Origin of the sequence: Lunatimonas salinarum, assembly GCF_017811155.1 — a bacterium.
Lineage (GTDB): Bacteria > Bacteroidota > Bacteroidia > Cytophagales > Cyclobacteriaceae > Lunatimonas > Lunatimonas salinarum.
On the sequence record NZ_JACVCV010000014.1, the window covers coordinates 19,055 to 44,201 of the forward strand.

The 25,147-nt window shown below is 48.1% G+C and carries 20 protein-coding genes; 4 read left to right on the top strand and 16 right to left on the bottom strand.

Annotated elements, in window-relative coordinates; all coding sequences use genetic code 11:
- Positions 1-219 precede the first annotated feature (219 nt).
- From IAQ59_RS16200 to proB, 3 genes are all read right to left on the bottom strand, one after another.
- Positions 220-1,059 (bottom strand): sulfurtransferase, encoded by an 840-nt coding sequence (locus IAQ59_RS16200; protein WP_209331889.1) that lies wholly within the window; start codon positions 1,057-1,059, stop codon positions 220-222.
- A gap of 62 nt (positions 1,060-1,121) precedes the next feature.
- Positions 1,122-2,369 carry a glutamate-5-semialdehyde dehydrogenase gene (locus IAQ59_RS16205; RefSeq protein WP_209331890.1) on the bottom strand — a complete coding sequence of 416 codons (1,248 nt, stop codon included), beginning with the start codon at positions 2,367-2,369 and terminating at the stop codon, positions 1,122-1,124.
- A 28-nt stretch (positions 2,370-2,397) separates the two neighbouring features.
- The gene (gene proB / locus IAQ59_RS16210; protein WP_209331891.1) at positions 2,398-3,474 is read right to left on the bottom strand and encodes a glutamate 5-kinase; all 1,077 of its coding nucleotides are present in this window, start codon (positions 3,472-3,474) and stop codon (positions 2,398-2,400) included.
- Positions 3,475-3,581: 107 nt separating this feature from the next.
- On the opposite strand from proB, the gene IAQ59_RS16215 reads away from it, so the two are divergent.
- From IAQ59_RS16215 to IAQ59_RS16230, 4 genes are all read left to right on the top strand, one after another.
- Complete coding sequence (locus IAQ59_RS16215) at positions 3,582-4,937, top strand: alanine/glycine:cation symporter family protein (protein ID WP_209331892.1); 1,356 nt, start codon at positions 3,582-3,584, stop codon at positions 4,935-4,937.
- Positions 4,938-5,037: 100 nt separating this feature from the next.
- Positions 5,038-6,129, top strand: coding sequence for a glycerate kinase family protein (locus tag IAQ59_RS16220; protein ID WP_209331893.1), 1,092 nt, complete (start codon positions 5,038-5,040; stop codon positions 6,127-6,129).
- 82 nt (positions 6,130-6,211) lie between these two features.
- Positions 6,212-8,572: a S9 family peptidase gene (locus IAQ59_RS16225; RefSeq protein ID WP_209331894.1), complete on the top strand. Its 2,361-nt coding sequence runs from the start codon at positions 6,212-6,214 to the stop codon at positions 8,570-8,572.
- Between the two features lie 81 nt (positions 8,573-8,653).
- Positions 8,654-9,235: a peptidylprolyl isomerase gene (locus IAQ59_RS16230; protein WP_245189653.1), complete on the top strand. Its 582-nt coding sequence runs from the start codon at positions 8,654-8,656 to the stop codon at positions 9,233-9,235.
- Positions 9,236-9,337: 102 nt separating this feature from the next.
- Here IAQ59_RS16230 and tsf read toward each other — a convergent pair whose 3' ends face one another.
- From tsf to sucD, 13 genes are all read right to left on the bottom strand, one after another.
- Entirely contained in the window at positions 9,338-10,168 is an 831-nt protein-coding gene (tsf, locus tag IAQ59_RS16235) for a translation elongation factor Ts (protein WP_209331895.1), read from the bottom strand.
- A gap of 142 nt (positions 10,169-10,310) precedes the next feature.
- Positions 10,311-11,072, bottom strand: a complete 762-nt coding sequence (gene rpsB / locus IAQ59_RS16240; RefSeq protein WP_209331896.1) for a 30S ribosomal protein S2 — start codon at positions 11,070-11,072, stop codon at positions 10,311-10,313.
- A gap of 57 nt (positions 11,073-11,129) precedes the next feature.
- Positions 11,130-11,516, bottom strand: coding sequence for a 30S ribosomal protein S9 (rpsI, locus tag IAQ59_RS16245; RefSeq protein WP_209331897.1), 387 nt, complete (start codon positions 11,514-11,516; stop codon positions 11,130-11,132).
- A gap of 12 nt (positions 11,517-11,528) precedes the next feature.
- The gene (gene rplM / locus IAQ59_RS16250; RefSeq protein ID WP_209331898.1) at positions 11,529-11,972 is read right to left on the bottom strand and encodes a 50S ribosomal protein L13; all 444 of its coding nucleotides are present in this window, start codon (positions 11,970-11,972) and stop codon (positions 11,529-11,531) included.
- A gap of 192 nt (positions 11,973-12,164) precedes the next feature.
- Positions 12,165-12,875, bottom strand: coding sequence for an RluA family pseudouridine synthase (locus IAQ59_RS16255; protein ID WP_209331899.1), 711 nt, complete (start codon positions 12,873-12,875; stop codon positions 12,165-12,167).
- Positions 12,876-13,030: 155 nt separating this feature from the next.
- Positions 13,031-14,791 (bottom strand): hypothetical protein, encoded by a 1,761-nt coding sequence (locus IAQ59_RS16260; RefSeq protein WP_209331900.1) that lies wholly within the window; start codon positions 14,789-14,791, stop codon positions 13,031-13,033.
- 137 nt (positions 14,792-14,928) lie between these two features.
- The gene (locus IAQ59_RS16265; RefSeq protein ID WP_209331901.1) at positions 14,929-15,870 is read right to left on the bottom strand and encodes a hypothetical protein; all 942 of its coding nucleotides are present in this window, start codon (positions 15,868-15,870) and stop codon (positions 14,929-14,931) included.
- 3 nt (positions 15,871-15,873) lie between these two features.
- Positions 15,874-17,259, bottom strand: a complete 1,386-nt coding sequence (locus IAQ59_RS16270) for an MBOAT family O-acyltransferase (RefSeq protein WP_209331902.1) — start codon at positions 17,257-17,259, stop codon at positions 15,874-15,876.
- A 129-nt stretch (positions 17,260-17,388) separates the two neighbouring features.
- Positions 17,389-18,717 carry a PhoPQ-activated pathogenicity-related family protein gene (locus tag IAQ59_RS16275; protein ID WP_245189654.1) on the bottom strand — a complete coding sequence of 443 codons (1,329 nt, stop codon included), beginning with the start codon at positions 18,715-18,717 and terminating at the stop codon, positions 17,389-17,391.
- A gap of 204 nt (positions 18,718-18,921) precedes the next feature.
- Entirely contained in the window at positions 18,922-20,442 is a 1,521-nt protein-coding gene (locus IAQ59_RS16280; RefSeq protein WP_245189655.1) for a c-type cytochrome domain-containing protein, read from the bottom strand.
- Between the two features lie 55 nt (positions 20,443-20,497).
- Positions 20,498-21,880, bottom strand: a complete 1,383-nt coding sequence (locus IAQ59_RS16285; protein ID WP_209331904.1) for a DUF1552 domain-containing protein — start codon at positions 21,878-21,880, stop codon at positions 20,498-20,500.
- A gap of 91 nt (positions 21,881-21,971) precedes the next feature.
- Positions 21,972-23,936, bottom strand: a complete 1,965-nt coding sequence (locus IAQ59_RS16290) for a DUF1592 domain-containing protein (RefSeq protein WP_209331905.1) — start codon at positions 23,934-23,936, stop codon at positions 21,972-21,974.
- Between the two features lie 213 nt (positions 23,937-24,149).
- Positions 24,150-25,031: a succinate--CoA ligase subunit alpha gene (gene sucD, locus IAQ59_RS16295; protein ID WP_209331906.1), complete on the bottom strand. Its 882-nt coding sequence runs from the start codon at positions 25,029-25,031 to the stop codon at positions 24,150-24,152.
- Between the last annotated feature and the right edge of the window lie 116 nt (positions 25,032-25,147).

The window sequence follows — 25,147 nt, forward strand, 5'->3', positions numbered from 1 at the left end:
GGTTGACTGTCAATCTGTTTAAATGTAAGGGATATTGAAGAAAATTTGAAATGCTTTTGAGATTAATTTTTTTATTGTCTGATGAACTATTGGTTTTGGAATAATGGGAAGTTATCTAAAAGTTGTGGTTGGATTTTTGGCGTTGTTCAGCGCATGCAGTGGTCAGCACGAAGAAATTCACACAGGTAGATTTGTCCACCTTTCTGCCCTCCCGCTGACCTATTCTCCTGTTGCGATCGGTTTGTCGTTACGGGACCACTCGCTCCAGGAACCTACATACAGCTTTGGTATTGGAAGCCCGGCATGTGCCATGGCTAATAACGTGTGGCAAGCCGTTACGCCGGATCCACAATGCACGGTTACGTTTTCAGGAGCGGAATGGTTTGTGGTGGACATATAGAGTTGTCTCAGTTCCTCGGGGGATTTGAATCGGCCCATTGCGTCCAAGTTGTTGGCAAAGGGAATATTGATGGCCCCAGGTATATGACCGGCTATCAAATCTATGGGTTCCGTATTGCCAAGGTACCGGTCCCTTTCTCTAACGTCAATCACCGTTTTAGTAGGGTCAGCCGCCGCCGATTCCGTTTCTGCCATATTTACCAAGGGCAGTTGCCATGTCTGAACAGGGTAGGGTGCTACCGGGGTAGGGGTTACCTCGCCTGATTCGGTTGGAAATCCCGCTTCTACCGCTGCCTGAAACCCACCATCGAGTACCTGTACTTTTTCGTGTCCCGCCGCGCGTAGCATCCACCAAAACCTCGCCGCGGACATGCCCCCCTGCTTGTTGTCGTATACAATCACATGGGTATCGGGCTGTATGCCCCACTTTCCCAAAGTCTGAGCAAATTTTTCTGGTGTAGGCAGGGGGTGCCGGCCACCTTGGGCAGCGTCCGGCTGTATATCCGACAGGTCGGTGTTCAGATCTGCGTAGATGGCACCTTTTAGATGGCTAGCCTCATAGGTGGATTTGCCAAAAGAGGTGTCAACCAAGATATAGTTTCTTTCAGTCATAGAAAGAAGACCTTCGGGGGAAATCAATGGAGTTAGTGGTTGTGTCATGGTTTTCGTTAATTTGTGCCAATAGGCGCTTTGTAAGATGAATTAGTGGATTTCGAATGACCTCAGGCTCTGACCTGCCCATCTCCCCGGATCACCCACTTGTAAGAAGTGAGTTCTTCCAAGGCCATGGGGCCTCGGGCATGCAGTTTTTGCGTGCTGATACCGATCTCTGCCCCCAAGCCAAACTGGGCCCCATCGGTAAACGCCGTGGAGGTATTGGCATACACGGCCGCAGCATCGACCGCCCGAAGAAAGTGGTCTATGGTTGCCTTGTCTTCGGCAATAATCGCCTCGCTATGCTTGGAACTGTACCGGGCAATATGGGCCAACGCTTCTTCCAAGCTGTTTACGGTTTTGATGGACAGTTTCATCGCAAGAAATTCCGTGCCGAAGTGCTCTTCCGTGGCCTTCGAAAGCAAGGTGTCGGGATAGGAGCCTTTCAAAACCGCGTAGGCCGGCCCGTCTGCAAAGATCTCCACTTCTTTTTTTGCCAATTCCTTTCCGATAGGGATCAGGTCCTGCAACCGATCTTGGTGGATCACCAGGCAATCCAACGCGTTGCATACGCTTACCCGGCGGGTCTTTGCGTTCACGATCACGGGCATTCCCTTTTGCAGATCGGCGGAGCGGTCATAATAAGTGTGCACGATTCCGGCACCGGTTTCGATAACCGGCACCTTGGAGTTGTCCCGGACAAAGTTGATCAGTCCCTGACTTCCCCTTGGAATGATGATGTCGATGTAGCCGACCGCCTGCAGCATTTCCTTGGTAGCCTCTCGGTCTGCGGGAAGCAGCGTGACGATATCCGTCGTGACCCCTTCTCTTTCCAGTACTCGGTGAATGCAGTCCAAAATGGCCGTATTGGAGTCATGGGCATCCGATCCACCTTTAAGCACCAGTGCATTTCCGGTTTTTAGGCACAAGCTAAATACATCGAAGGTAACATTCGGCCGTGATTCGTAGATGATGCCGATAACACCGACGGGAACCCGTATCTTTTCGATGTGCAGGCCATTTTCGAGTGTTTTTTCGCTCAGCTGCGTTCCCAGGGGCGAGGGAAGGTTGGCCACATTTCGGATATCGGAAGCGATGGCTGAAATCCGTTCTTCGGTCAGCATCAACCGGTCATACTTGGGATCCTTGGGATCCATACGCCCAAGATCCAATTTGTTTGCTTGCAGGATGGTTTCCATCGACGCCAATGCTTCATCGGCAAGCGAGCGGAGGATGCGGTTAATGGTTTCTTCCGAGAGCATGGACAGGACCCTGCTGGCATTTTGTACTCGTTTGAAAGTGCCTTCTAAACTCATAATAGCTTTTAATTCGGTAATTGGATGATTATTTTAGGTCGTAAAGGTATAGGTAGTCGTAGTGAACCAAGGGCCGCTGATGCGGCTGACCGATTTTTTCTAAGGCTGAACCAGCGCCATACTCTGCTTTTCCGAGGCCGAGTATTTGACCGGTTTCGTCCACAATTCGAATGATGTCACCCTTCAGAAAATCGCCTTTTACTGTGACAATACCTATGGGAAGTAGGCTGGTTATTTTTTGGGAATTGAGGGCCTTTTTTGCGCCTTCGTTTACCACTACTTCGCCTTTGGAGTAGTTTTCGCTGTGGGCAATCCATTTTTTCTGGTTGTGTCGGGTTTTACCCGGTTCAAAGTAGGTGCATACCAGCGTGCCATCTGTAAATCCTTTCAACACCTCATCCCGTTTACCATTGGCTATCAGTACTTCGATGCCCAGATCGGCAGATTTTTTGGCCATGGTCATCTTCGTAAGCATGCCTCCCCGCCCAAAGGAAGATTTGCCGGTGGTGATGTATTGACTGAGGTCGGGCACCTGCCTACCTACTTTGGTGATGAGTTCGGACGAGGGATCTGAGGGGTGTCCTTTGTAAATACCATCCACGTTTGTAAGCAGTACCAAACTGTTGGCATCGATCATGGCTGCTACCAATCCCGCCAACTCGTCGTTGTCGGTAAACATCAGCTCGGTGACAGCCACCGCATCGTTTTCGTTGATCACCGGTATCACCTGGTTTTTGAGGAGACCGTCCAGGCAGTTTTTCATATTGAGGTAATGTACCCGGTCGCGAAAGTCCTCTTTGGTTACCATCAGTTGGGCAATGGTATGGCCTTTTTCCAGGAAGAGATTTTTATACGAGCGGATCAGTTCGATTTGACCGATAGAGGCCCAAACCTGCTTTTTGGTAATCGAATCCGTCTTAGGGTTTAAGGCTAGTGCCTTTCGCCCAAAGGCTACCGCGCCAGAGGTTACCAGAACAATTTGATGGCCAAGCTCCTTAAGAAATACCATCTGGTCCACCAGGGAGGCCATGCGGTTATGGTCAGGAGTACCGTCGTCCTGGGTCAGTACATTGGAGCCTATTTTGATGACAACCGTCTTGGCCATAAAAACATGAGGTTTGGCGTGAATTTAATAGGTGCAAAAATAGAACTCTTTGGGCAATATGGCTATTTTGTGGCGACAAAACCTACCAACAACCAAAACCAACCGTCGTGGGAGACTTAATTATTGACTTTAGCAATTGGATATGGGGCACCCCATTGCTTGTGCTGCTGCTGGGCGGTGGCTTGTACATGTTTGTATATTCAGGCTTTATCCCTTTTGTGGGGTTCCGGCACGCCCTTAAGGTGGTGGGGGGCAAGTACGATGACCCGAACGCTACCGGAGACATCACATCCTTGCAGGCGCTTTCCTCCGCTGTAGCCGCTACGGTAGGGCTGGGGAATATTTCAGGGGTTGCCCTTGCCATCGGTATGGGTGGTCCCGGAGCGATCTTTTGGATGTGGATGTCCGCCTTTGTAGGCATGGCCACCAAGTTTTTTACCTGTACACTGGCGATCATGTACAGAGGGAAGGATTCCTCCGGGCACGTCCAGGGAGGACCCATGTATGTAATTGAGGAGGGAATGGGCAAGAAATGGAAGTTTCTATCGGTCATCTTTTGTGTAGCGGGTATTTTGGGCCTGTTGGTTATTTTCCAGGCCAATCAGCTTACTGCTGTTTTACGGGCCGTAATGCTGGAACCCTTTGGCCTAGATCAGGGCATGCCTACACGCTGGGCCATTGGATTGGTTTTGATGGGGTTGGTTGCCACGGTAATCCTCGGGGGTATTCAGCGGATAGCCAAAGTGGCTTCACGCTTGGTACCTTTTATGGTGACGGTTTACTTTATAAGTGTACTCGTTATTTTAGCAAAGAACTTGGGGCAGGTGCCGGAGATGCTTTGGTTGATATTACGGGATGCTTTTACCGGAGATGCCGTATTGGGCGGGGCTGTAGGACAGGTAATCATCATCGGTGCCAGGCGGGCGGCATTTTCCAATGAAGCCGGAATCGGAACCGCTCCCATGGTACATGGTGCGTCCAAAAACAGCGAGCCGGTGCGGGAAGGATTGATCGCCATGTTGGGACCCTTTATTGACACCATTGTGGTCTGTACTCTTACCGCATTAGCTATCATGGTGACGGGAGTCTGGCAAACCGGCGAAAAAGATGGGGTACTGCTTACGCTGTCGGCTTTCGAGCAAGGGTTGCCGGGGATAGGCAAATACCTGCTGATGGTTTCGGTATTGGTGTTTGCACTCTCTACCATGTTTACCTATTCCTACTACGGGCACAAGTGCTTTAATTACCTATTTGGAGCTGACAAGGCAGACTTCTACAATTATTTCTACCTGGCTACCTTGGTGGGGGGGGCTGTCACCTCCTTGAGTGTGGTGATGAGTTTCGTAGATGCGATGTATGCCGTGATGGCATTCCCTACCATGATATCGGCACTATACCTCTCTCCAAGAGTCCGGGAGGCCTCTAAGGATTATTTCCAACGGATGAAAAACATGGATACATGAAATCGAGCATGACGTATCCGTCACACACTGGGATGCCCCGATAGCTATCGGGGCATCCATGCGAGATTCCATGTGACCACTGAAAAACAATTATAGACACATGAATTGGTTAGTAGCACCCAATGCGTTTAAGGGCACCATCGAAGCGGATCGGGCGGCAGCTTTGATCCGAGAGACTATTCTCGCCGCAAATTCCTCCCATCGAGTGGAGCTTTGTCCGATTGCCGACGGTGGCGACGGTACCTGCCACTTGCTGTCCGATATTTTGGCCATGGAACGGGTGGTACTCCACGCCTGTGGCCCGCTTGGTCGGCCCATGGAGGGGTTCTTTGGGTTTGAGGAAATTTCCAAAACTGCTTTTGTGGATGTATCTACCGTTTCCGGGATCAAATGGCTCCAAGACTGGGAAAGGGATCCCTGGACGACAAGTTCTTATGGTACCGGAGAGTTGATCCTTCGGGCCGTAGATCTAGGTGCAAAGGAGGTGGTACTCGGACTTGGAGGCAGTGCAACGGTGGACTTGGGCACGGGCATTTTACGGGCGTTGGGCTTTTTGTTTTTGGATGAAAATGGGCGGGAAATACCAGTCTTTTCACCCGGATTTCTGTCAAAAATCGCCCATATTCAGCAGACGAGGCCTTGGAGCGATTTGAAGTTTACCATCCTCTGTGATGTGGACAATACGTATTTTGGAGAGCGGGGGGCTATCCCTGTATTTGGCCCGCAAAAGGGATTGAAACCGGAGGATTTTCCGGCGTTTGAAAAAGCCTCCCGTAATCTTGTGCGTCTTTTCGGGCGTAAGGCAAATCGGGAGCTGGAGGATAAACCGGGCTTCGGAGCGGCAGGAGGAATTGCGTTGGGGTTGAGCGCGTTTTTTGAGACCAACTTAGTGTCCGGTGCCAGGTACTTTTTTGACAAAGTGCACATGGCCGATCGCATAGAAAGGGCAGATCGTATCGTGACTGGCGAAGGTAGGTACGACAGTCAGTCGGATCAAGGAAAGGGCAGCCATGAACTGCTGAAGTTGGCCAAGGCGGCAGGGAAGGAGATTTGGCTGGTTACGTCAGGCACGGATGCAACGAACAGCGGCTTCGATCGGGTATTGCAGCTTCCTGACTTGGATTTTTCTGCGCCTGACTTAGCCGATAGGGCGGAGAGAAACCTGCTGGAGACTATAAGAAGTTCCTGCTAGCGCCTTATTTGCAAGTGCGCTGATTTGTAGGCAAATTTGACAACCATTACATGCCATCGTATTTCTATCAAACCTTTTTTCAATGAAGTATTTCCCTCAAGCAATAGTGCTTCTTCTAGGTCTACTACTGGTTCGGCCCTGTGTGGGGCAGAATTCCGTTCTATCTGTATCTAAGATCATGCAGGATCCCAAGTGGATGGGGAGCTTTCCTTCCGGTATTCAGTGGGATGAGCACGGGGAGCAAGTTTTTTTTAAGTATAACCGAGACCAAGATCCGGAAGACTCCCTGTATCGGGTTTCGGTACGCACTGGGGAGTTGTCCAAGCTGACCTGGGCCGAGGAGCGGGCATTGGTGGCATTCAACGGGGTATACGATGCGGACAAAACCCACAAAGCTTATGTCAAGGATGGGGCGTTAAAGGTGTATGAACTTGCTTCCCGTACCGAGTGGCATCTTTTGGAGCTTGGAGGTAATGTGCAGGATATTCATTTTCTGGGCAACGGTGATCGGCTGGCCTTTCGGTTTGGTACAGATGCCTATGTGTATCAGCTCAAAACCGGGTTTCTGCGTAAATTAACCCAGATTCGATCTGGGGAAAAAAAGGAGGAAAAGGATCCTACGGAACAGGATGCCTGGATTAAGCAGGAAAATTTGGAGCTTCTCCAAGTAGTCCAAGATCGGTTGGAGAAGTCCAAGCAAACAGACACCATCAATAAGCAGAAGCAAAACAATGAGAAATTTTCCTTCTACCTGGGTAAGCGGCAGTTGGTTGGATTACGTGTTTCAGCGGATGAAAAGTACGTTTCTGTGCTGCTGAATACCCCGGCGGAGAATTCCGGAACGAATGTGCCGGATTACATCGATGCAGGAGGCTATACCAGGGATCTTTCCGCACGACCAAAGGTTGGTGTCAAGGCCGGTAAGTCGGAGCTTGCGTTGTATGATCTAAAACAGGACACTCTCTATTTTGTAACAGGGAATGATTTACCGGGATTGGATGACCTTCCGGATTTCGCGGTCGATTACCCGGGTAGGGATTGGAAAGCCTACAAGCGGGAGTTGGTTTATTCCCAAGCGATTTTTTCGCCGCAAGGCAATCGTGCGGTTACGCAGGTCCGTTCTACAGACAACAAAGACCGATGGATTATTGAGGTGGACCTAGCTACTGCTATACCGCGTCTTTTGGACCGTCAAAGGGACGAAGCCTGGGTAGCTGGTCCTGGCATAGGCTGGTCCGGTGGGGGAGGATTGTTGGGTTGGTTGCCCGATGGGGAGCATGTCTATTTTCAGTCGGAGGAGAGTGGGTATTCCCATCTGTACTTGGCATCCATTTCCACCGGTACCAAAAAAGCGCTGACGCAAGGGGCATTTGAAGTGTTTGATCCTCAGTTGTCGGCTGACAAAAAGCACTGGTACTTAACGACCTCGGAGGTACACTCTGGCGAAAGGCATTTTTATCGCATGCCTCTAATGGGAGGCAAGATGACGCAACTCACGTCCATGGAAGGCAACAACGAAGTTACGCTCTCTCCGGACGAAAAATGGTTGGCTATTCGTCATTCTTATAGCAATAAGCCTTGGGAATTGTACCTGCAGGCAAATAAGCCGAACGCCCGTGCAGAGCAGCTTACTTCCGGTCAATCCGAGATATTCAGTGCCTACCCTTGGCGTGATCCCCAATTGATTAAGTTTACCGCTTCGGATGGCAATGAGGTTCCTGCCCGACTTTACCTCCCCGAACCGGATAGAGGCAATGGCGCCGCGGTGATATTTGTCCATGGTGCCGGTTATTTGCAGAATGTGCACAAATGGTGGTCCTCTTATTTTCGGGAATACATGTTCCATAATCTGCTGGCAGATTTGGGATACACCGTATTGGATATTGATTACCGGGGCAGCGCCGGTTATGGGCGGGATTGGCGAACGGCCATTTACAGGCACATGGGCGGCAAGGACTTGTCAGATCAGGTAGACGGTGCTGTCTACTTGGTGCAGCAACACGGGGTAGATCCTGATCGGATCGGGATCTATGGTGGCAGCTACGGGGGCTTTATCACCTTGATGGCACTGTTTAACGCTGCCGATACTTTCAAGAGCGGAGCGGCACTCCGCTCGGTTACCGACTGGGCACATTACAACCATCCCTATACCGCCAATATTCTCAACGAACCCAAGGAGGATCCCATTTCCTATCGCCGCTCTTCCCCGATTTACTTTGCGGAGGGATTACGCGGACATCTGCTGATGGCGCACGGCATGGTGGATGTAAACGTGCATTTTCAAGATGTCGTGCGCCTATCCCAACGGCTGATTGAGCTGGGCAAGGACAATTGGGAACTGGCCGTTTATCCCGCAGAAGACCATGGTTTTGCCGAACCCAGCAGTTGGATAGATGAATATAAGCGGATCCTGAAGCTTTTTAATCAAACGTTGTTGGAGTAGGGTGTCTCGGTAAGTTGGTAATAGCAAGAGGAGAATTACATGTGTTTATTGATTTCATCCCAAAAATAAATGGTAAAGCAAATGAAAAGAAGAATAATGGGTTGGATTAGTGCCTGCTTGGTTGTCTTGCTCGGTGTAGTGGGATGTTCGGGAAAGGCTGTCTATTACGTGATAGCCACCGAGCTGGGAGAAATAGAAGTGGAGCTATATCCCAAGCAGGCACCCGGTACCGTAGCCAATTTTGTGGCCTATGCCGAAAGCGGAGCTTATGAGAAATCTACGTTTTTTCGGGTCTGTACTCCGGAGAACGAGGCCGACCGGGAGGTTAAAATTGAAGTCATTCAGGGCGGGAATGTGGCAGATGAGAGGCTGCTGCCCGCCATTCAATTGGAAACTACGGAGATGACTGGACTTAGCCATAGGGATGGTACCTTGTCGATGGCAAGGTCTACGCCCCACAGCGCCCAAAGCAGCTTTTTTATTTGTGTAGGTGATCAGCCTGAGCTGGATTTCGGAGGGAAGCGCAATCCAGACGGGCAGGGTTTTGCTGCTTTTGGCAAGGTTACTGCCGGTATGCACGTGGTGCGGACCATTCAGCATATGGAAAATCAAGGACAGTACTTGATTGACTCGGTGCGTATACACAGGGTCTTTCGAAAATAGTGTGAAAGGAAAAGTACTTTTGCGGAACCCTGAAATGAAAAAGCTGCCGCAATACACGAAGTAGCGGCAGCTTTTACCTATTTATGGTCTAATAGCGGATGATTATCCGATAGAAACCCGCTTGAATTCCGAAACGGTCAGCCCTTTGGACACGCCGTCAAGGTACTGCGCAATAGTTTTGCTATTGTCCTTTACAAAGGCCTGGCTAAGCAGGGTGTTTTCCTTGTAGAACTTGTTCAGTTTGCCCAATGCAATTTTTTCGAGCATTTCCTCAGGCTTTCCTTCTTGACGGGCTTGTTCTTTTCCGACCTCAATTTCACGTTCTACCGTAGAAGCGTCGACACCGTCTTTGTCAACAGCCACAGGGTTCATCGCTGCAATTTGCATGGCCACGTCTTTTCCTGCTTCTTCTACGTTGTTGCCTCCCGTATTTTTCAGGGCTACCAACACACCTAATTTGCCGTTGGAGTGGATATAGGCTACGGCTTGGTCACCGCTTACTTTCTCAAAGTGGGACACCTCGATCTTTTCACCGATTTTACCGGTCATTTCGGTGATTTTTTCTCCCACTGTGATGCCTTCATAGGGGAGTGCGAGTATCGCGTCGATAGAAGCGGCATTTTCCTTCACTGCCAAGCTTAGGATCGCATTGGCAAGTGATCCAAACTCGTCGTTTTTGGCTACAAAGTCGGTTTCACAGGTAAGGGAAAGCAGGGTGCCCGCTTTGCCATCTTCAGCAATATGGGTTACAACAACACCCTCTTTGGTTTCTCTGTCAGCTCTGGAAGCAGATACTTTCTGTCCTTTTTTACGAAGGATGTCAATAGCTTTTTCAAAATCGCCTTCAGCTTCGGTAAGGGCTTTTTTACAGTCCATCATACCGGCTCCGGTCATTTGTCTCAGTTTGTTTACCTCTTGTGCAGTAATAGCCATTGTAATAGTTGTTTATTTGAATGTTTTTTTGAACGCCCAGACGTTCCTTACGCAGAAGGAATCTGTGCCGTAGTTAAAAACAAAAAATTGAACATAGGCTAACCTGATGTTCAATTTTTTGAAAGCATAAAATCATTGTGGATTATTCGTTAGACTCTGCGTCAACCGCTTTTTTGGCTTCCTCTTCTTCAGAGAGTTTTGCGTCGTCTTTATCTTTTTTGCGCTCACTCAATCCTTCTTCGATGGCAGCACCGAAGGCCTTCACCAAAAGGGAGATTGACTTGAACGCATCGTCATTGGCCGGGATTGGAAAGTCCACCTCGTTGGGGTTGGAGTTTGTATCCACCAATGCGAAAACAGGGATACCAAGCTTTTTGGCTTCGGAAATTGCAATATGTTCTCTTTTGATATCTACCACAAACAGCGCCGAAGGAAGTCTGGTAAGGTCAGCGATACCACCAAGTACCAACTCAAGCTTTTCACGCTGGCGAGTAATCATCAACCGTTCTTTTTTCGCCAGGTTTTTGTAAGCTTCGTCCTTCATCAACTTGTCGATTGAGGACATTTTTTTTAATGACTTTCGGATGGTGGCGAAGTTGGTCATCATACCACCCAACCATCTTTCGGTCACGTAAGGCATCTTCAGCCTTTTTGCTTCCTCTGCCACCAAATCTTTGGCTTGTTTTTTAGTAGCTACGAACATGATTTTTTTTCCGGAGCGTACTATCTGCTTGATTGCGTTGGATGCTTCTTCAAGGCAAACAAGCGTTTTGTTTAGATCGATGATATGGATCCCATTCTTCTCCATGAAGATATAGGGTGCCATTCTTGGATCCCACTTTCTCGTTAAGTGTCCGAAGTGAACACCAGCATCCAGTAAGTCTTTGTATTCTATATTGGCCATTTATTAATTAAGATATATAGGTTGTTGTATCGAATGTATGAGATACAGTTCCGACGATTATCGCTTGGAGAACTGGAATCTTCTTCTTGCTTTTCTTCGGCCAGCCTTCTTACGTTCCACCATCCTGGAATCCCTGGTTAGGAATCCTTCTTTCTTAAGAGGTGGTCTGTGTTCAGCATTTATTTCGCAAAGCGCCCTGGAGATGGCCATTCGGATGGCTTCAGCCTGTCCTTTGATTCCACCACCATCCACGTTGATGGCGATGTCGTATGACCCATCCTCGCTCACAAGCGCCAAAGGCTGCTTAACGACGATTTGATGCAGGTCAAACGGAAAATACACCTCCAACGCTTTTTTGTTGACGGTAATGTTGCCATTTCCCGGCTTCATGTAAATCCTTGCTACGGATGTCTTTCTTCTTCCGATCGTGTTAATTACTTCCATTGACGGCTGACGTTAAAATTTTACTTCTTTTGGTTGCTGCGCGCTGTGGGGATGCTCTGACCCTGCATACACATGCAAGTTGGTGTATAGCTTTCTGCCCAAACGGTTCTTAGGAAGCATGCCCTTTACCGCCTTTTCTACCAGGGTAATAGGGGATTTTTCCATCAGAAGTCGGGGGGTAGAAATGCGCTGACCTCCGGGAAATCCAGTGTGCCTCACATATACCTTGTCATTCCACTTCTTGCCTGTTAGCCTCACTTTTTCCGCGTTTACGACAATCACATTGTCGCCGCAGTCTACGTGGGGGGTAAAATTCGGCTTATGCTTACCTCTTAAAATTTTTGCCACCTCGCTGGCAACTCGACCAAGTACAAGCGAGTGGGCATCCACAACCACCCATTCTTTTTGTACCGTAGCTTTGTTTGCCGAAATGGTCTTATAGCTTAAAGTATCCACTGTTTAAATGTTTAATTATTAGCTTGTTATGTACAGTTCACCCTCAAAAAGGGACACAAAGATAGATGTAAATAAATTTATTTGCAATACATTGACAACTTTACTGCCTTATTTTCACAAGTATAGCCCCATTTTTAAGGGTTAGCCTCCTTGTTTTCTTAAATATGCCCCGTCAAGGATACTATTTCGGCTTTAACTGAATTTTTCCAACTGCCGGATCAAAACAGCAAAGTCTTTCGGGTATGGGGCCGCTACGGTGATCGGGCTTTCGTCCAGCAAACGGAACGATATGGCGTAAGCATGCAAAGCCACCCGTTGCATTAAGGGCTCCTCTTCGGTGCCCTTTTTGAGGTTAAATTTGCGTTTTATCTGCGATAAGTACAGCGGCTTGCCACCATATAGTATATCTCCGCAGATGGGAGCCCCCAGAAAGCTTAAGTGCACCCGGATTTGATGCATCCTTCCCGTGATTGGATTGCAGGCTACCAACGTGTGGCGAACATATGTCCTTATGGTATCAAAGTATGTAAGAGCGGGTTTTCCATCTATACTGACTTTTACAACGCCTTTATTATTGGCGTAAAGGTTTCGATCCACCATCGTTTGCTTGAAGTCGTGAATGCCGTCTACCACCGCATGGTAGATTTTTTCCACGCTGCGGTCTTCAAATTGGATAGCCATGTGCCGGTAGGCCTCTGGGTTTTTGGCAATGACCAAACAGCCTGACGTTTCCTTGTCCAATCGATGGCAAACCTGTGCACCCTCAGAATACGCTTTGGCCAAGTGCAAAATGTTCTGCGCCTCATGCCGGTCATCTAACGTGGGCAGGTACGGAGGTTTGTTGATTACGATCAAATCCTCGTTTTCAAACAGGATAAGGCTTTTAAAATCAGGTTTTTTCATAAGGTACCCCTTCGTCTTTGGGCTGCAAAGCTAGGCAATTATCCATATCCAACGAAATGGTAAGCTGATTTTGGCATCTGATCTCCTCTCCATATCCCGGTTAAGTGAACTTGCCTTATACCGTCCATAATATTATTTAATAAAAAGCATTTTGTTCAATCTCCGCCTGCCGTGGCAAACACTACTTTTTTCGCTTTTCGGTCTATGCCCACCAAGCCACCGGTAAGCGGATCTTTAGCGATTCCCTGCCCGGTAAAGGGCGCCGGAATGGTACCGACGTATTCCAACACGGTTCCTACGTGGGGGATTTTCACATAATAGACCTCCCTTTCATCGTGGCCGGTTATCAGAAATCCTTCCCGGTAGGCCACACCTCCAGAGACGCTCATGGTGCCTAGCTTTTGGACCACCTCCTTCGGAAAGGTAAACCTGCTTATCTCCTGCCATTCAGCGTCCCATTTAACCAGATAACTTGCACCATTATTTTCTTTGTAAAGGGCAAACATGCCCCACCAGTGCCCATCATGGTTGACGAGCCAGGTTAGACTGCCATCGGTTTCGCCAAAGTCAACCACCGTACAAAGATCTCCCGATCTTGGGTCAAACCTGCGAATATCGCTTCGGTCGGGCTTTTGTGGGTAATTGGAGTGGGCCATATAGAGGTAGGAATTATGGAAAAAGCCACTGTTGAGGTGAACGGCGCCTGGAACGTCTACCTGCTTTTGAAGCTTTCCGGATTTACGTTCATACTGTCCAATTCGGGTATTGTTAATGGCAAAAAAATAAAGACTGTCTGCAGCTGCGGCCTGATGTGCTTCTTTGGCAGGAAACACTTCTGTCTGTGTCCAAACTAACGTAGCGGGAGTCGGGATGTTTTTTGATAAGTTTCCAAAGATGTTGATGCCCTGATTTTCAGAAAGGGTATAGGGTGCCGCTAGGACTTGGATGCGCGCATTTTCGACATGGATACCCCCTGCAGCCTTGAAATCCGCATTGGAAGAAGGATAGAAGACTCGCGCGCCTATCTTCTTAAGAATGGCCGTTTTCTTTTTGTAGGAAGGCCATGTTTTGGAAGAATTTACGCGATTGGAGCTTTGCAAGTTGACGGCCGTAGTGGCCGTTTCTCCCACATCGCTGATATGTAGTGTAAAAAGGTCTGCAATGTGTTGATCGGAGGAGGTTCGGGCTAAGCCCACCAAGTACAAATGTTTCTGGTCTGAAATCAAATGGATGTTTTGGTACGGGTGCCACTCGGCATCCTGCCACTCGGTTCGATCCAAGCCGTCGATTTCCAAACTAGTGATAGGCTCAAACGTACCTGTCCGTTCCTGAAAGTCATTTTCCGGAAGGCTGTAAATGTCCAAATTCCGGGCGTTCCAATCTGCTACAGCCAGGATAATCTGTCCTTGGTGCGAAGTGATGCCCACTGCGCCGGCTGTCGAGCGCTCGTAAGGTCCGGATCTTTGAACGGTATAGATTGGTTGCCTCCATGGCTGCTCAAGGGATACGTCATAGACCAAAACCTGAGAGCGTGTACGTAGGTGATTGTCTTCGATACCTACCGCCAAGTTTTGGCCCATCAGCTGAAAGCCTCCGGCATGCCGAAACGGTGCTTGAAGTAATGTGTCTATGGCTAGGGTCTTTGCTAATCCGGCATTCAGTTGGACTTTGGCCATGTAGGCAATTTCGGAAGAAGACCCGGAAAGAAAGGCAAAGGTGTCCTGACCGGTATGTTGAAGTTGAATCCCCTGAATATGTCCTCCAGACTGGTCAAAGGTCGGGGTTTCTGCAAATAGGTAGGCTTGAGGGTAGCTGGACAGCCTGTGAAACGAAACCGGAATGGAATCAGTTGGTTCGGTGATGCCGACTGTGGCACTTGTCAACGAATGAAACAGAAAAATCAGAAGTAGCGACATGATATTCTTAACCGGATAAATGGGGGAAGTTTTGCAACTAAAGTAAGGCATTTGATCCTTAATTCTCCCGCTTTTTCGCTAAAAAATAATCTGCTGGCATTGTCCTTTTCCTGCACTTTTAGCGATTCCTTTGGCTTTCACCGAAATTCCCGTAATCGCTCATTAATCAACTCAATCAGTTTTTGCTGCCCCTGTTCGCTGAGGTGGCCGTGATCGATGTAATTTTTGTAATTTTTATTCACTTTGGCGGGATGTGTATTAAAATCTGCTGCGATCACCTGATTGTCATATAGGTTGGCCAGGTGTTCAATCTGCTGCCAGTAGCTTGCTAGGGTTTCTTGGTTGGCGCGGTAAATCTCATCGGGTATGGGATGGAAATACAGAAGAAGGTTGCTTCTGGACTGGCAGATTTTTTCCAGTAAACCGGCAAGTGATTTCATTCCCTCTTTGTTGTTTGCCAGGGCCTGTATTTCCGTGTTTTTCGCCTTTTCAAGAATATGCGCATCCACGTCAGGCACCTGAAAGAAGCGGTTATAGTCATTCCTTCCGTTGGCATCGTATTGGTTTCTCGGAAACTTGCTTTCCCAAAGGCCAAATTTCCGGATCAACGCAAAACCATAAACCCGTAAAAGAGATAGCGAGCCCCAAGCCGATTGCAATCCTTTTTCGGCCAAGTGCATGTTGGGCCCCTCACTTACACCTGTCAGGTAAGGGTGAATGCCGATAATAACCACATCAAATTGGGCACCTTGATCCACTGCTGCGGAATAAAGCTGGTCCAGCTGACCTATTCGGGCTCCCATCAAGCTGGCATTGTATACCCGATATCCTTGAATGTCCACTGGATCTAGGTTTGCGGAGAGCGAAGCACCTAGCAGTAATCCATTGTAGCACTCAGGAACATATCGGTGCATGTGGAGGTACTTGGTATACTGCTCTTCTCCATAGATGGAAATGTTTCCGCAGGGATGGTCTCCATACAGGCCAAAAATATCGATTTTCCGGTTGATGCCTACGACTGCCGCCGCGCCAATTAGGCAAGCTATCAGGAGAATAATGAAGTAGGTTTCATTCTTCATAGCCTAAAAGTCAAAGTAAAGGAAATCCTGCTGTATCATGGAATTGAGAAAAACCATATCAAGCACGAAAAGCAGTACCACCAAAATAGCATATCGAAGGGTGGGTCGAAACCGTTCACCCAGCTCCAAACTATTTGGGCAAAATAACAGAATAACTCCAGCCAGCCAGATAGGGGAGTCGTATTTATTGGGCACTAGAAAGAAATCCGTGGAACCCGGGAACGGCATCACCATGCGTTCGAGTAAGCTCAAGGCTTCGGAAAGATCTGCGGCCCGAAAGAATACCCAAGTGAAATTTACGAACAAAAAGGTAAAAATGATGGCGAAAGCATGCTGAATCCGGAATCGAAACCGTTGTAGGAGTTGGTAAAAGACCAATGCAAAGCCATGAAGCATTCCCCAGATCACAAAGGTCCAACCGGCTCCGTGCCAAATACCCCCTAGCAAAAAGGTCAGAAATAGGTTTGCCAGTGTCTTTGGCATGCCCTGCTTGCTACCACCAAGAGGGATATACACGTAATCCCTCAAAAACCTTCCCAACGTAATATGCCAGCGCCTCCAAAATTCTTTGATGCTTTTGGATTTATAAGGGGAGTCAAAATTGATCGGTAGGCGAACATTGAACATCAAAGCCAGTCCTATCGCCATGTCGGAGTAGCCGCTAAAGTCAAAGTAAAGCTGAATGGAATAGGCCAGTGAGGTTATCCAAGCCTCTGCGGTGCTTAGCAAAGCCGCATGGGCATAGCCTGTATTCGTAATTATCCCGAAGGTGTCCGCTATGACGATCTTCTTCGCTAGTCCCATCAGGAAAATGAATAATCCTTTGCTGAGATTAAACCCGTCTATTTTAAAGTTTGTGGAAGAATGGAATTGGGGCATCATCTCTTGGTGATGGACGATGGGGCCGGCTACTAGCTGGGGGAAGAAAGAAACAAAAACACCGTAGCTCACGGGGTTATATTCGGCGGTAAGACCCCGGTAACTGTCTACCAGGTATGCGATTTGCTGAAACGTGAAAAAGCTGATACCCAAAGGCAACACCACCTGAAGCAATGGCCAATCATTGGAAGACAGTGCATTTACGGTTTCTAGGAAGAAGTTAACGTATTTGTAGTAGAAAAGTACCCCCAAATTAGCGACTATCCCTGTGACAAGAAGCGCTTTTTTTCGGTAGGTTCTCATCAATGCCTTTCCAAGGGCAAAGTTGACGGCCATGGAACCGACAATAAGGGCTAAGTAGAGGGGATTCCACCAGCCATAAAAAAAGAGTGAAGTAGCTAGTAGCCACCACTTAGCGGCAATACTTCCAAAGAACCTAGCTAATAAGAAATAGAAAGCCAGCGTGAATGGGAGAAAAAGGAAAATGAATCCAAAGGAGTTAAAAAGCATGGCTGTTTTGTATTGGACGGCGTTCTCTGCAGCGAGAGGTGCCGATTATCTGCTAAAGATACGTGCAGATACGCAAAAAATAAAGGCTGTGAGGGAATCAATTCCGTCACAGCCTTGAATGGAAGGGTTCTACCTCTTTGGAGTACCTTTTGGTGTTTCTGGTTTATAGGCTTCAAAGGGATAGGTTTCCGGTAAGACTTTGACACCGGTGGTAACCTTTATAGGGGCATTTCCTGCATACGTCAGCTCTACGAAATGGCCCTTCCACCCTTTTTCAGGCGCTTGAATGGGGATGCTGTATGTCCCGCTCTGTTGTAAAGGAATTACCGTGTCTTTCCAGTGAGGGCCAAAAACATCGATCCGAAAATCCCGGGCATCGGGATTATGCGCCTCCCAAAGCTTTACCTGCACCGGTGGGTTTTGAGTGTCTATCGTTAGGTTGATGTGGGTGTCGGTAACCTCCCAAGAATATTCCGGACGGGGTTGATTGGTGAGAATGCGTTTGTAAAAGCCCAGTAGAATCTGAACGGCGTCTGAATTATCCAGCGAGTGTCCGGCATTTGGGATGTAGGCGAGGTGTTTTTCGCCCGACAGATCATCCCAGTAGAATTTCCAGCTATCCGGGAGGAAAAATTGGTCTCCCGAACCATTGATCAACAATTTGGGAAGATCTTTATATGCTCCTATGAATGAGTAGGGCTCAGTGATTTCCAGTAGCCTATCGTATTCTTCCGAACCCATCCAGTCCATTATACCCTCCCTCACGTAGTCCTTTACTGCGGGTGCCCAAAATCCGTAGCTTCTCCAGTGGTGTTGGAAGGAGGGCACGAGATTTAGCAGGTCGATCACGATAGGTGCCATACCCACTACCCGGTCGTCCATGGCTGCCGTGGTCCAGGTGGTCCAACCTCGTTTGGATCCACCCGCTACCACGTATTTTCCGAGGTTAAGCCCCAGTTCCTTTCCAGTATAGTCGACCACTGCATCCATGGCATGGATCACTGCCTTGGTCATAGGAAGTCTCGCCAACCAAATGGCCTCTTCGTCTTTGGCACCGCGCTCCATAAACTCTCTCCATCCGTAGGCGATCAGTCCATCTTCCACCCGGCCCTCAACCGTGTCGCCAACGAACGTGACCGGCTGAAAGGGGATGTTGTGAACTTTGATTGCGGTAGAATTGGTGGCGAGGGCAGCTTCTACCAGCATCTGATCCGGTTGTTCAGGTAGCTTTGTGTTGGTACTACCTCCCGAAATCATGAGAAAAGAGGTGTCGTGCTCCAATTTCTTTGGGATCACAAAGGATACCCAGTGCCACCAAAGCGTCTCCGTTACCTCTTTTTCGCTGAGCCAGTTTTGCGACTCCAAGCGGATCACGTAGTAGTCGTACCCTTCCGCTTCTGCATGGTGCACCATCTCGTACGAAGTTGCCGGGTCAGCTAGTGCCACGTATTCTTTCAAGGGGTTGGAAGGCGGGGGGGTATCTGCTGTGGTTGTTTCTGTAGCAGATGGTTGACACGCCTGCATAACCGTTGCAAAAACAACAAGAAATAAGGTCTGGATTTTACGTTCAAAAAGGAAACTGCGCATACTGATTTAATTAGAGAGTGTACTTTATTTTACCATACAATAATACGGCTTATTGCGCTAGGTGTACCATTCAATTCACTGAAAAAGTGGGCCTTCCTCGATATGGAAGGTGATGTCCGGCCGGTAGGTCTGCAAGGCTTCTATAATATCCAGTTTCACGGGGGTACCGAAAATGTAGACTTCCTTCAGTTGTGGTATGTCCAGCAGGTGGAATATATTGCCCGGCACCAGAGGGGTAAAGGAGATATTGAGGGTTTCCAGCTTTTGGTGCGTATGGAAATAGGGAAGCCCGGATCCATCTATTCGTGTCTTTTGGACAAATAGCTTTTGGAGGTTGGCCATTTTGGCAATAAAAAACAGTTCGTCGTCAGAGACATCCGCAGAAGCAAGGGAAACCGAAGAAAAATAAGGAAAGTAGGGCTCCAACTCCAGTAGTTCCGCATTCGAGAATCGCTTTGGAGGAAAATTCATGCGAAGCCTGAAAAAGGAGCCCTCTGCTTCTGTATCCTGTTCTATCTGAACACTTAGTTTCAAAGCCAGCTTCTCCAAATCAGCAGCAACTTCCTCAAATGCCTCTTTCTCCAAACTCAGACGTTGTTGGGCTTGCTGCACTTTGGGCAGCAAGGCTTGAAGGGTAGGCGCAATGGTAGGATCATTAAGTAGTTGCATGATGGGAAGTTCTTTTTCTGCTCCGTTTTCAATCCAATAGGTAATCAGCTGGATTTCCTCTTCAGAAAGGCCGGGTTTGCCCTCTGGGGGCATACGTTCATCGTCAGATACCGGCAGGTGCACCCGAACAAGCAGTTCGCTTTCCAAAGGGTTGCCGGGTATCAGGGCAATTTTTCCGCTTTTGCCTGCTTTCAGCAGCTGATCGTGCGTAGTCATCAGTAGGTCTCCCTTAGTCTTGTTGTCGTTGTGGCAGTTTAGACACTTGGAATCAAGAATGGTATGGATGACGTCTTCGTAAACCAAGAGTTCTTCCCGAGGTTTCAAAGGGACTTCACTCCCGGGAAACAGTCTTGATAGGGGTTCAGTCAGAAAATCCTGTCCGTGGGTAAGCGAACCGCCAATGTGGCTGGTATAGGCGAGGGCTCCGTTCGTTAGTAACAAAAGTCCAACGAAAACGGGGTTTTTGGCTGCATGGGGCGTGTTTTGTTTCTGGTAAAAGTAGTAGGTCGTCGTCAGGCAAATTCCTACACCGGTAAGAATTCCACCATACAAGTGGTTGTAAACGGTGTCTCCGGTGTAATTTTCGGATATAAAAAGGAAGTAACCTGCAAAAGCGGCACCAAAAGCAGTCAGGCAGCCCATGATCAGTAATCCTTGCACCAAGAGTGGATGAATAAATACCGGTTGATACCGACCGATCACGACAAAGACCGCAGTCAGCATGATGATGACGATGGGAAAGTGTAGGATCAATGGGTGAAATCGTCCGGCCAAAACCAGTACGGAGGAGACGTCGCGTAAAGAGGTTGGGAGAAAGGTTAGGCCGAGAATCAGTGATGCTAGCAACAGAGGCAGAATGATTCCCCAAATGCCGGAACTTTTGGTTTTCCCGGTATTTGGAGAATCATTGAAGTTGGATCTTGTCATAAGAATACGAGCCTTCCGGGAAGGTTTCAACGCACAACAGTCTTGGCAGGCGGGCTTAAACTAAAATTTCATGTAGGGTTCGTGTGCTGTCTGCAAACTTGGTGGTGTTCATTCCTATAGTCTGCATCCACGTGGCATACAGGTTAGCCAGTGGGGTGTTGTCTTCAAAAATCAGGTTTTGACCTGTTTTGATTTTTCCCCCACCTCGTCCGGCCACGATGATGGGCAGGTCTCTTGGAGAGTGTCGATTACCATCACGTAAGCCAGAGGCAAACATCACCAAGGAATTGTCTAGTAGGCTTCGGTCACCTTCTTTGATCGATTTAAGTTTTTCGCAGAAGTATCCGTACTGTTCCAAGTGCCATTTCGTTATGCGGTCGTATTGCTCCAGGTTGCTTTCGTTGTTCATGTGGTGTGACAGCGAGTGGTGGGCACCGGTTACCCCATCCAAAAATGAGAAATTGCGGTTACTTACCGAGTTGCCGTACATAAAGCTTAGCACCCTTGTTGCGTCACTCCAAAGTGCCAATGCCATGATGTCGTACATGAGCCTCGTTTTTTCCGTGATGTCTATCCCGGCATTTAGCTCGGTATATTCGTCGATGTTGATGTGCAGTCTATTCAACTCCTTGCGAATGTCCGGAGTGATTTTATTCTCGAAGTCCTTGATGCTGGTTTGATTGGAGATGCGTTTTTCGATGGAGCGGATGGATTCTAAGTATTCCTCCAGTTTGTCTTGATCTGACCGTCCCAGGTTGTTTTTTAGGGACTTGGCATCTTCCTTTACCGCATCCAATATACTATGTTTATGCGGATTTTCTCCTTTTGCCGGCCCATCTACAAACGATTTGAAAAGCCGATCGAAGGCAAGTCGGGGATCAATTTCTTTCGACAACGGTGTAGTTGGGTTTTTCCAGGAAATACTGGATGCATACAGCCGGGTAAATCCCACGTTAATATCTACCCCCGTAGCTATTCGGTCAAGTCCATATTCCAGTGAAGGAAAAAGGGTTTCGTTTTTGTAGTATTCGGCAATGAGTTGGTCAACCGAAATACCGCCGGCATTGATGTTGTCTCCTGCTGTTTTGGTGATAGGCATAGAGGTCAGCAAGTTGGCATCCTTGGCATAGTGGCCATCTGCTCCTTGAAATATGGAATTCTTGTTCATCATTTGGCCGAGGACCAAGATGTCATTTTTCAGAGATTTCAGGGGCTGAAGTGTAGGCGAGAGTTCAAAGTGCGTTCCTACACCGGAGGGAGTCCAGCGGTCCGGATGTACACCGTTTGGCATGAAGATAAAAGCAGACCGAACCGGGTATTGCGGATGGGTGCTTGCCGAGGCGGTGAGTGGAAACATGGCTTCCAAAAAAGGAAGTGCTACTGCAGCTCCCACACCTTTTAACATTTTTCGCCTGGAGATATGCCACTTCTTTCTCATTTCAGTGAGGGTTGATTGGGTTACAAATATTGCTAATGAGCAAGTTAGCTAGTTTATCCGGTTTATCAAACCGGATAAAGCGGCCACTTCCTTAGATTTCAGTTGATCGTTTTTGAAAGTCTTTGATCTTCATTCGGAACGGGTAACTTTTTACCAGTTCTCCAATGAAGCTTTTTGGATGAAAGTCATTGCTCAGGAGGTTTTCTGTCAAGTCCCGTATGGCAATTTCATCCGAAAACAACACGCCTCTACCTACTGCATACGATAGGAACTTCCGGCTAATGTTCCGAGCAAACTTCTCTTTATCAGCAAGCAGCAATTGCTTAAGTTCTTGGGGCCCTGCAAATTTTTCACCGGTACTCAAAACTCCGGAAGGGTCGATGGGAATATTTCCGTAGCTGTCCCTCCATTTGCCCACCGCGTCGAAATTTTCGAGCCCTATACCGAGTGGGTCCATCTTCTCGTGGCAGGACTGACAGGCCGGATCCGATCGGTGCCGCTCCAGTAAGGCACGCAGCCCCAGGTCTTCATGCAGCCCGTCGTCTTCTGGGAGTTCGCTCACATCCGGTGGTGGCGGAGGAGGGCTGGTGCCCAAAATTTCTTCCATCACCCATTTTCCACGTAGAACCGGACTCGTTCTAGTGGGAAGGGAGGTCACAGTGAGTACGCTCCCCATGCCTAACAATCCTCCTCGTATGCCATCTGTTACCCGCACCAACTGGAAGTCATCGCCATTTACACCGTCTAATCCATAAAAGTCAGCAAGTTCTTTGTTGACAAAGGTGTAGTTGCTGTTGATTAGCTCCAGAAAATTGTTTCCTTCCGTCAGTACATGGTGAAAATAGGCCGTCGTTTCTTTGTACATGGCGTCCTTGATTGCTTCTGTAAATTGAGGGAAGCGGCTTGCATCGGCTAGTGGGGCGTTAGGATCCTTTAGCTTGGTAATTCCCAGCCACTGACTCACAAAGGATTCTGAGAACCGCAAAGCTTTTGGATCATTCAGCATGCGGTCTACCTGCCTATCCAGCACATCCTCTGATTGTAATTTTGCCTCCGCTGCTAACTGAAATAGTTCATCATCCGGCATACTGGACCACAGGAAATAAGACAAGCGCGTGGCCATTTCAAAATCGTTCAGCGGAACGGGTCTTTCCAGATCGGGCTCTTCTTCCATTTTGTATAGAAAAGAGGGTGCAATCAGAATGGCTTTATAAACCTCGGCCATGCTTCGGTCGAAACGTTCGGGGTTTTTTAGTAAATGGTTGGCTGTATAAACGTCCCGGAATAATTTGGTGAGTTTTTCCTTTTCCTCTGCCTTCAGGAATCTGCGATATGCCTTGCTGGCGAAGGGGTATATGACTTCTTCAGCAGCGTTTTTTACACGGATTTCCGGGTCGTAATCTGCGTTAAAGATGGATTTGAACCAGTCGACAACCTGCTCCCAAAGGCTGACCCGGAATGCTATGGGAACTGCTTTTCGCCATTTCTTTTCATCCTTGTACAGTGTTTCTATGATCTCTTCCGCAGCATCGAAGTAGCGCTCCATCTTGAGAGGGGTGAAAAACAGTGCCCTTCCCTGGTTATCAAAACCTCCTCCTCCCGATCCGTCTGAGGGAAAGCGGTTTTTGGCATCGAAACTAATGCCTGTTAAATCCAACACCGTGTAATGATATTCGGTATGGTTTAGCCTCCGAATCACCACTTTGCCCGGTGTTTTGTTTTCAAGGGATTTAATGAGGATGTCATTGACTCCGTCTACCAAGGTGTGGTATTCAGCAGCAGACAAAGGGGGTTTATTGCTCGGAGGCATCGCCATTCCTTTGACCTCGTCAATCACCTTGAGCCAAAACTGCCCATCTTTGATCACTCTTCCTTCTTCCTCGTAGATTTCCAGATTGACGCCGCCCTTAGGGTTCCCGACGTTGTGGCAGGAGTAACAGTGATTTCGCAAGACAGGAATGATGTCTTTAGCGAAGCTCAGCGTTTCCTGTGCTGCGGCGGGGTAGCAAGTAAGGAACACAATAAGCAGTCCAGCGAAATTGCCTGTAAGTCTCATATAGCCAAATTTTCAGCCATTCACTTAGGGTAAATTTAGCTGAAAATATAAGTAAATTATTGTTTTAATTCAACAGCCTTTTGATGAAAGGAAAAATAGTAACAGCCAAATTAGTTTGACCTACGAATTAGCGAGGGTGATCTATGGCAAAAAAAAGCTGGTTAACAAATTGCGTTAACCAGCATACCTAGTATAAATGGGCAAAAGACGTACTTAGGCGTCTACTCCCAGTGCTTTTGCCATTACTTCTCCAATTTCTCCTGGTGTTTCGGCTACATAGATGCCGTTTTCCCGCATGATTCTCATTTTAGCTTCCGCCGTGTCGTCTTTTCCACCGATGATTGCGCCCGCGTGGCCCATCCTTCGACCCGCAGGGGCGGTCTGTCCTGCGATAAAACCAACCACTGGCTTTTTATTGCCGTTCTCTTTGATCCATCGGGCAGCATCCGCTTCGTAGTTACCTCCGATTTCACCGATCATGACGATGGCATCGGTCTCTGGGTCTTCCATTAGCAATTGTACAGCTTCTTTGGTAGAGGTACCGATGATAGGATCCCCTCCAATGCCAATAGCAGTAGATACCCCCAGACCGGCCTTGCTGATCTGATCTGCTGCCTCGTAAGTGAGTGTTCCGGATTTGGATACTACACCTACCCTACCTGGCTTAAACACAAAGCCTGGCATGATGCCAACCTTGGCTTCGCCTGGAGTGATAACCCCTGGGCAATTCGGTCCAATGAGTGTAGCTCCTTTTTTCTTCACATAAGGCTTCACTTTCATCATGTCCTTAACCGGGATTCCCTCGGTGATGGTAATGATTACTTTAATTCCCGCATCCGCAGCTTCCAAAATCGCATCGGCGGCAAATGCCGGAGGCACAAAAATAATGGAGGTGTCTGCACCAGTGGCTACTACGGCATCCTCTACCGTATTGAAAACGGGCTTGGAAAGGTGCGTGCTGCCACCTTTGCCAGGAGTTACTCCTCCCACGACATTTGTACCGTACTCGATCATCTGCTGTGCATGAAAGGAGCCTTCGTTTCCGGTGAAACCCTGCACGATGACTTTTGAACTGCTATTTATTAATACACTCATAATGCGATTTTTAAAGATCCGTTGCAAAAATAGAAGTTTACACCCTTTCGCAAAAAGAATTGCTAAACAATATCAATTTAATTTAGAGAATAGATAACTTTTTATAATTTTAAAAT

Excerpts from the sequence above, each read along its gene's own strand:
- sucD (WP_209331906.1), bottom strand. The coding sequence starts at position 25,031 with ATGAGTGTATTAATAAATAGCAGTTCAAAAGTCATCGTGCAGGGTTTC.
- rpsI (WP_209331897.1), bottom strand. The coding sequence starts at position 11,516 with ATGGAAGTAATTAACACGATCGGAAGAAGAAAGACATCCGTAGCAAGG.
- IAQ59_RS16220 (WP_209331893.1), top strand. The coding sequence starts at position 5,038 with ATGAATTGGTTAGTAGCACCCAATGCGTTTAAGGGCACCATCGAAGCG.
- IAQ59_RS16205 (WP_209331890.1), bottom strand. The coding sequence starts at position 2,369 with ATGAGTTTAGAAGGCACTTTCAAACGAGTACAAAATGCCAGCAGGGTC.
- IAQ59_RS16255 (WP_209331899.1), bottom strand. The coding sequence starts at position 12,875 with ATGAAAAAACCTGATTTTAAAAGCCTTATCCTGTTTGAAAACGAGGAT.
- IAQ59_RS16200 (WP_209331889.1), bottom strand. The coding sequence starts at position 1,059 with ATGACACAACCACTAACTCCATTGATTTCCCCCGAAGGTCTTCTTTCT.
- rpsB (WP_209331896.1), bottom strand. The coding sequence starts at position 11,072 with ATGGCCAATATAGAATACAAAGACTTACTGGATGCTGGTGTTCACTTC.
- IAQ59_RS16270 (WP_209331902.1), bottom strand. The coding sequence starts at position 17,259 with ATGCTTTTTAACTCCTTTGGATTCATTTTCCTTTTTCTCCCATTCACG.
- IAQ59_RS16225 (WP_209331894.1), top strand. The coding sequence starts at position 6,212 with ATGAAGTATTTCCCTCAAGCAATAGTGCTTCTTCTAGGTCTACTACTG.
- IAQ59_RS16290 (WP_209331905.1), bottom strand. The coding sequence starts at position 23,936 with ATGAGACTTACAGGCAATTTCGCTGGACTGCTTATTGTGTTCCTTACT.
- IAQ59_RS16230 (WP_245189653.1), top strand. The coding sequence starts at position 8,654 with ATGAAAAGAAGAATAATGGGTTGGATTAGTGCCTGCTTGGTTGTCTTG.
- IAQ59_RS16260 (WP_209331900.1), bottom strand. The coding sequence starts at position 14,791 with ATGTCGCTACTTCTGATTTTTCTGTTTCATTCGTTGACAAGTGCCACA.
- IAQ59_RS16280 (WP_245189655.1), bottom strand. The coding sequence starts at position 20,442 with ATGACAAGATCCAACTTCAATGATTCTCCAAATACCGGGAAAACCAAA.
- IAQ59_RS16265 (WP_209331901.1), bottom strand. The coding sequence starts at position 15,870 with ATGAAGAATGAAACCTACTTCATTATTCTCCTGATAGCTTGCCTAATT.
- proB (WP_209331891.1), bottom strand. The coding sequence starts at position 3,474 with ATGGCCAAGACGGTTGTCATCAAAATAGGCTCCAATGTACTGACCCAG.
- IAQ59_RS16285 (WP_209331904.1), bottom strand. The coding sequence starts at position 21,880 with ATGAGAAAGAAGTGGCATATCTCCAGGCGAAAAATGTTAAAAGGTGTG.
- tsf (WP_209331895.1), bottom strand. The coding sequence starts at position 10,168 with ATGGCTATTACTGCACAAGAGGTAAACAAACTGAGACAAATGACCGGA.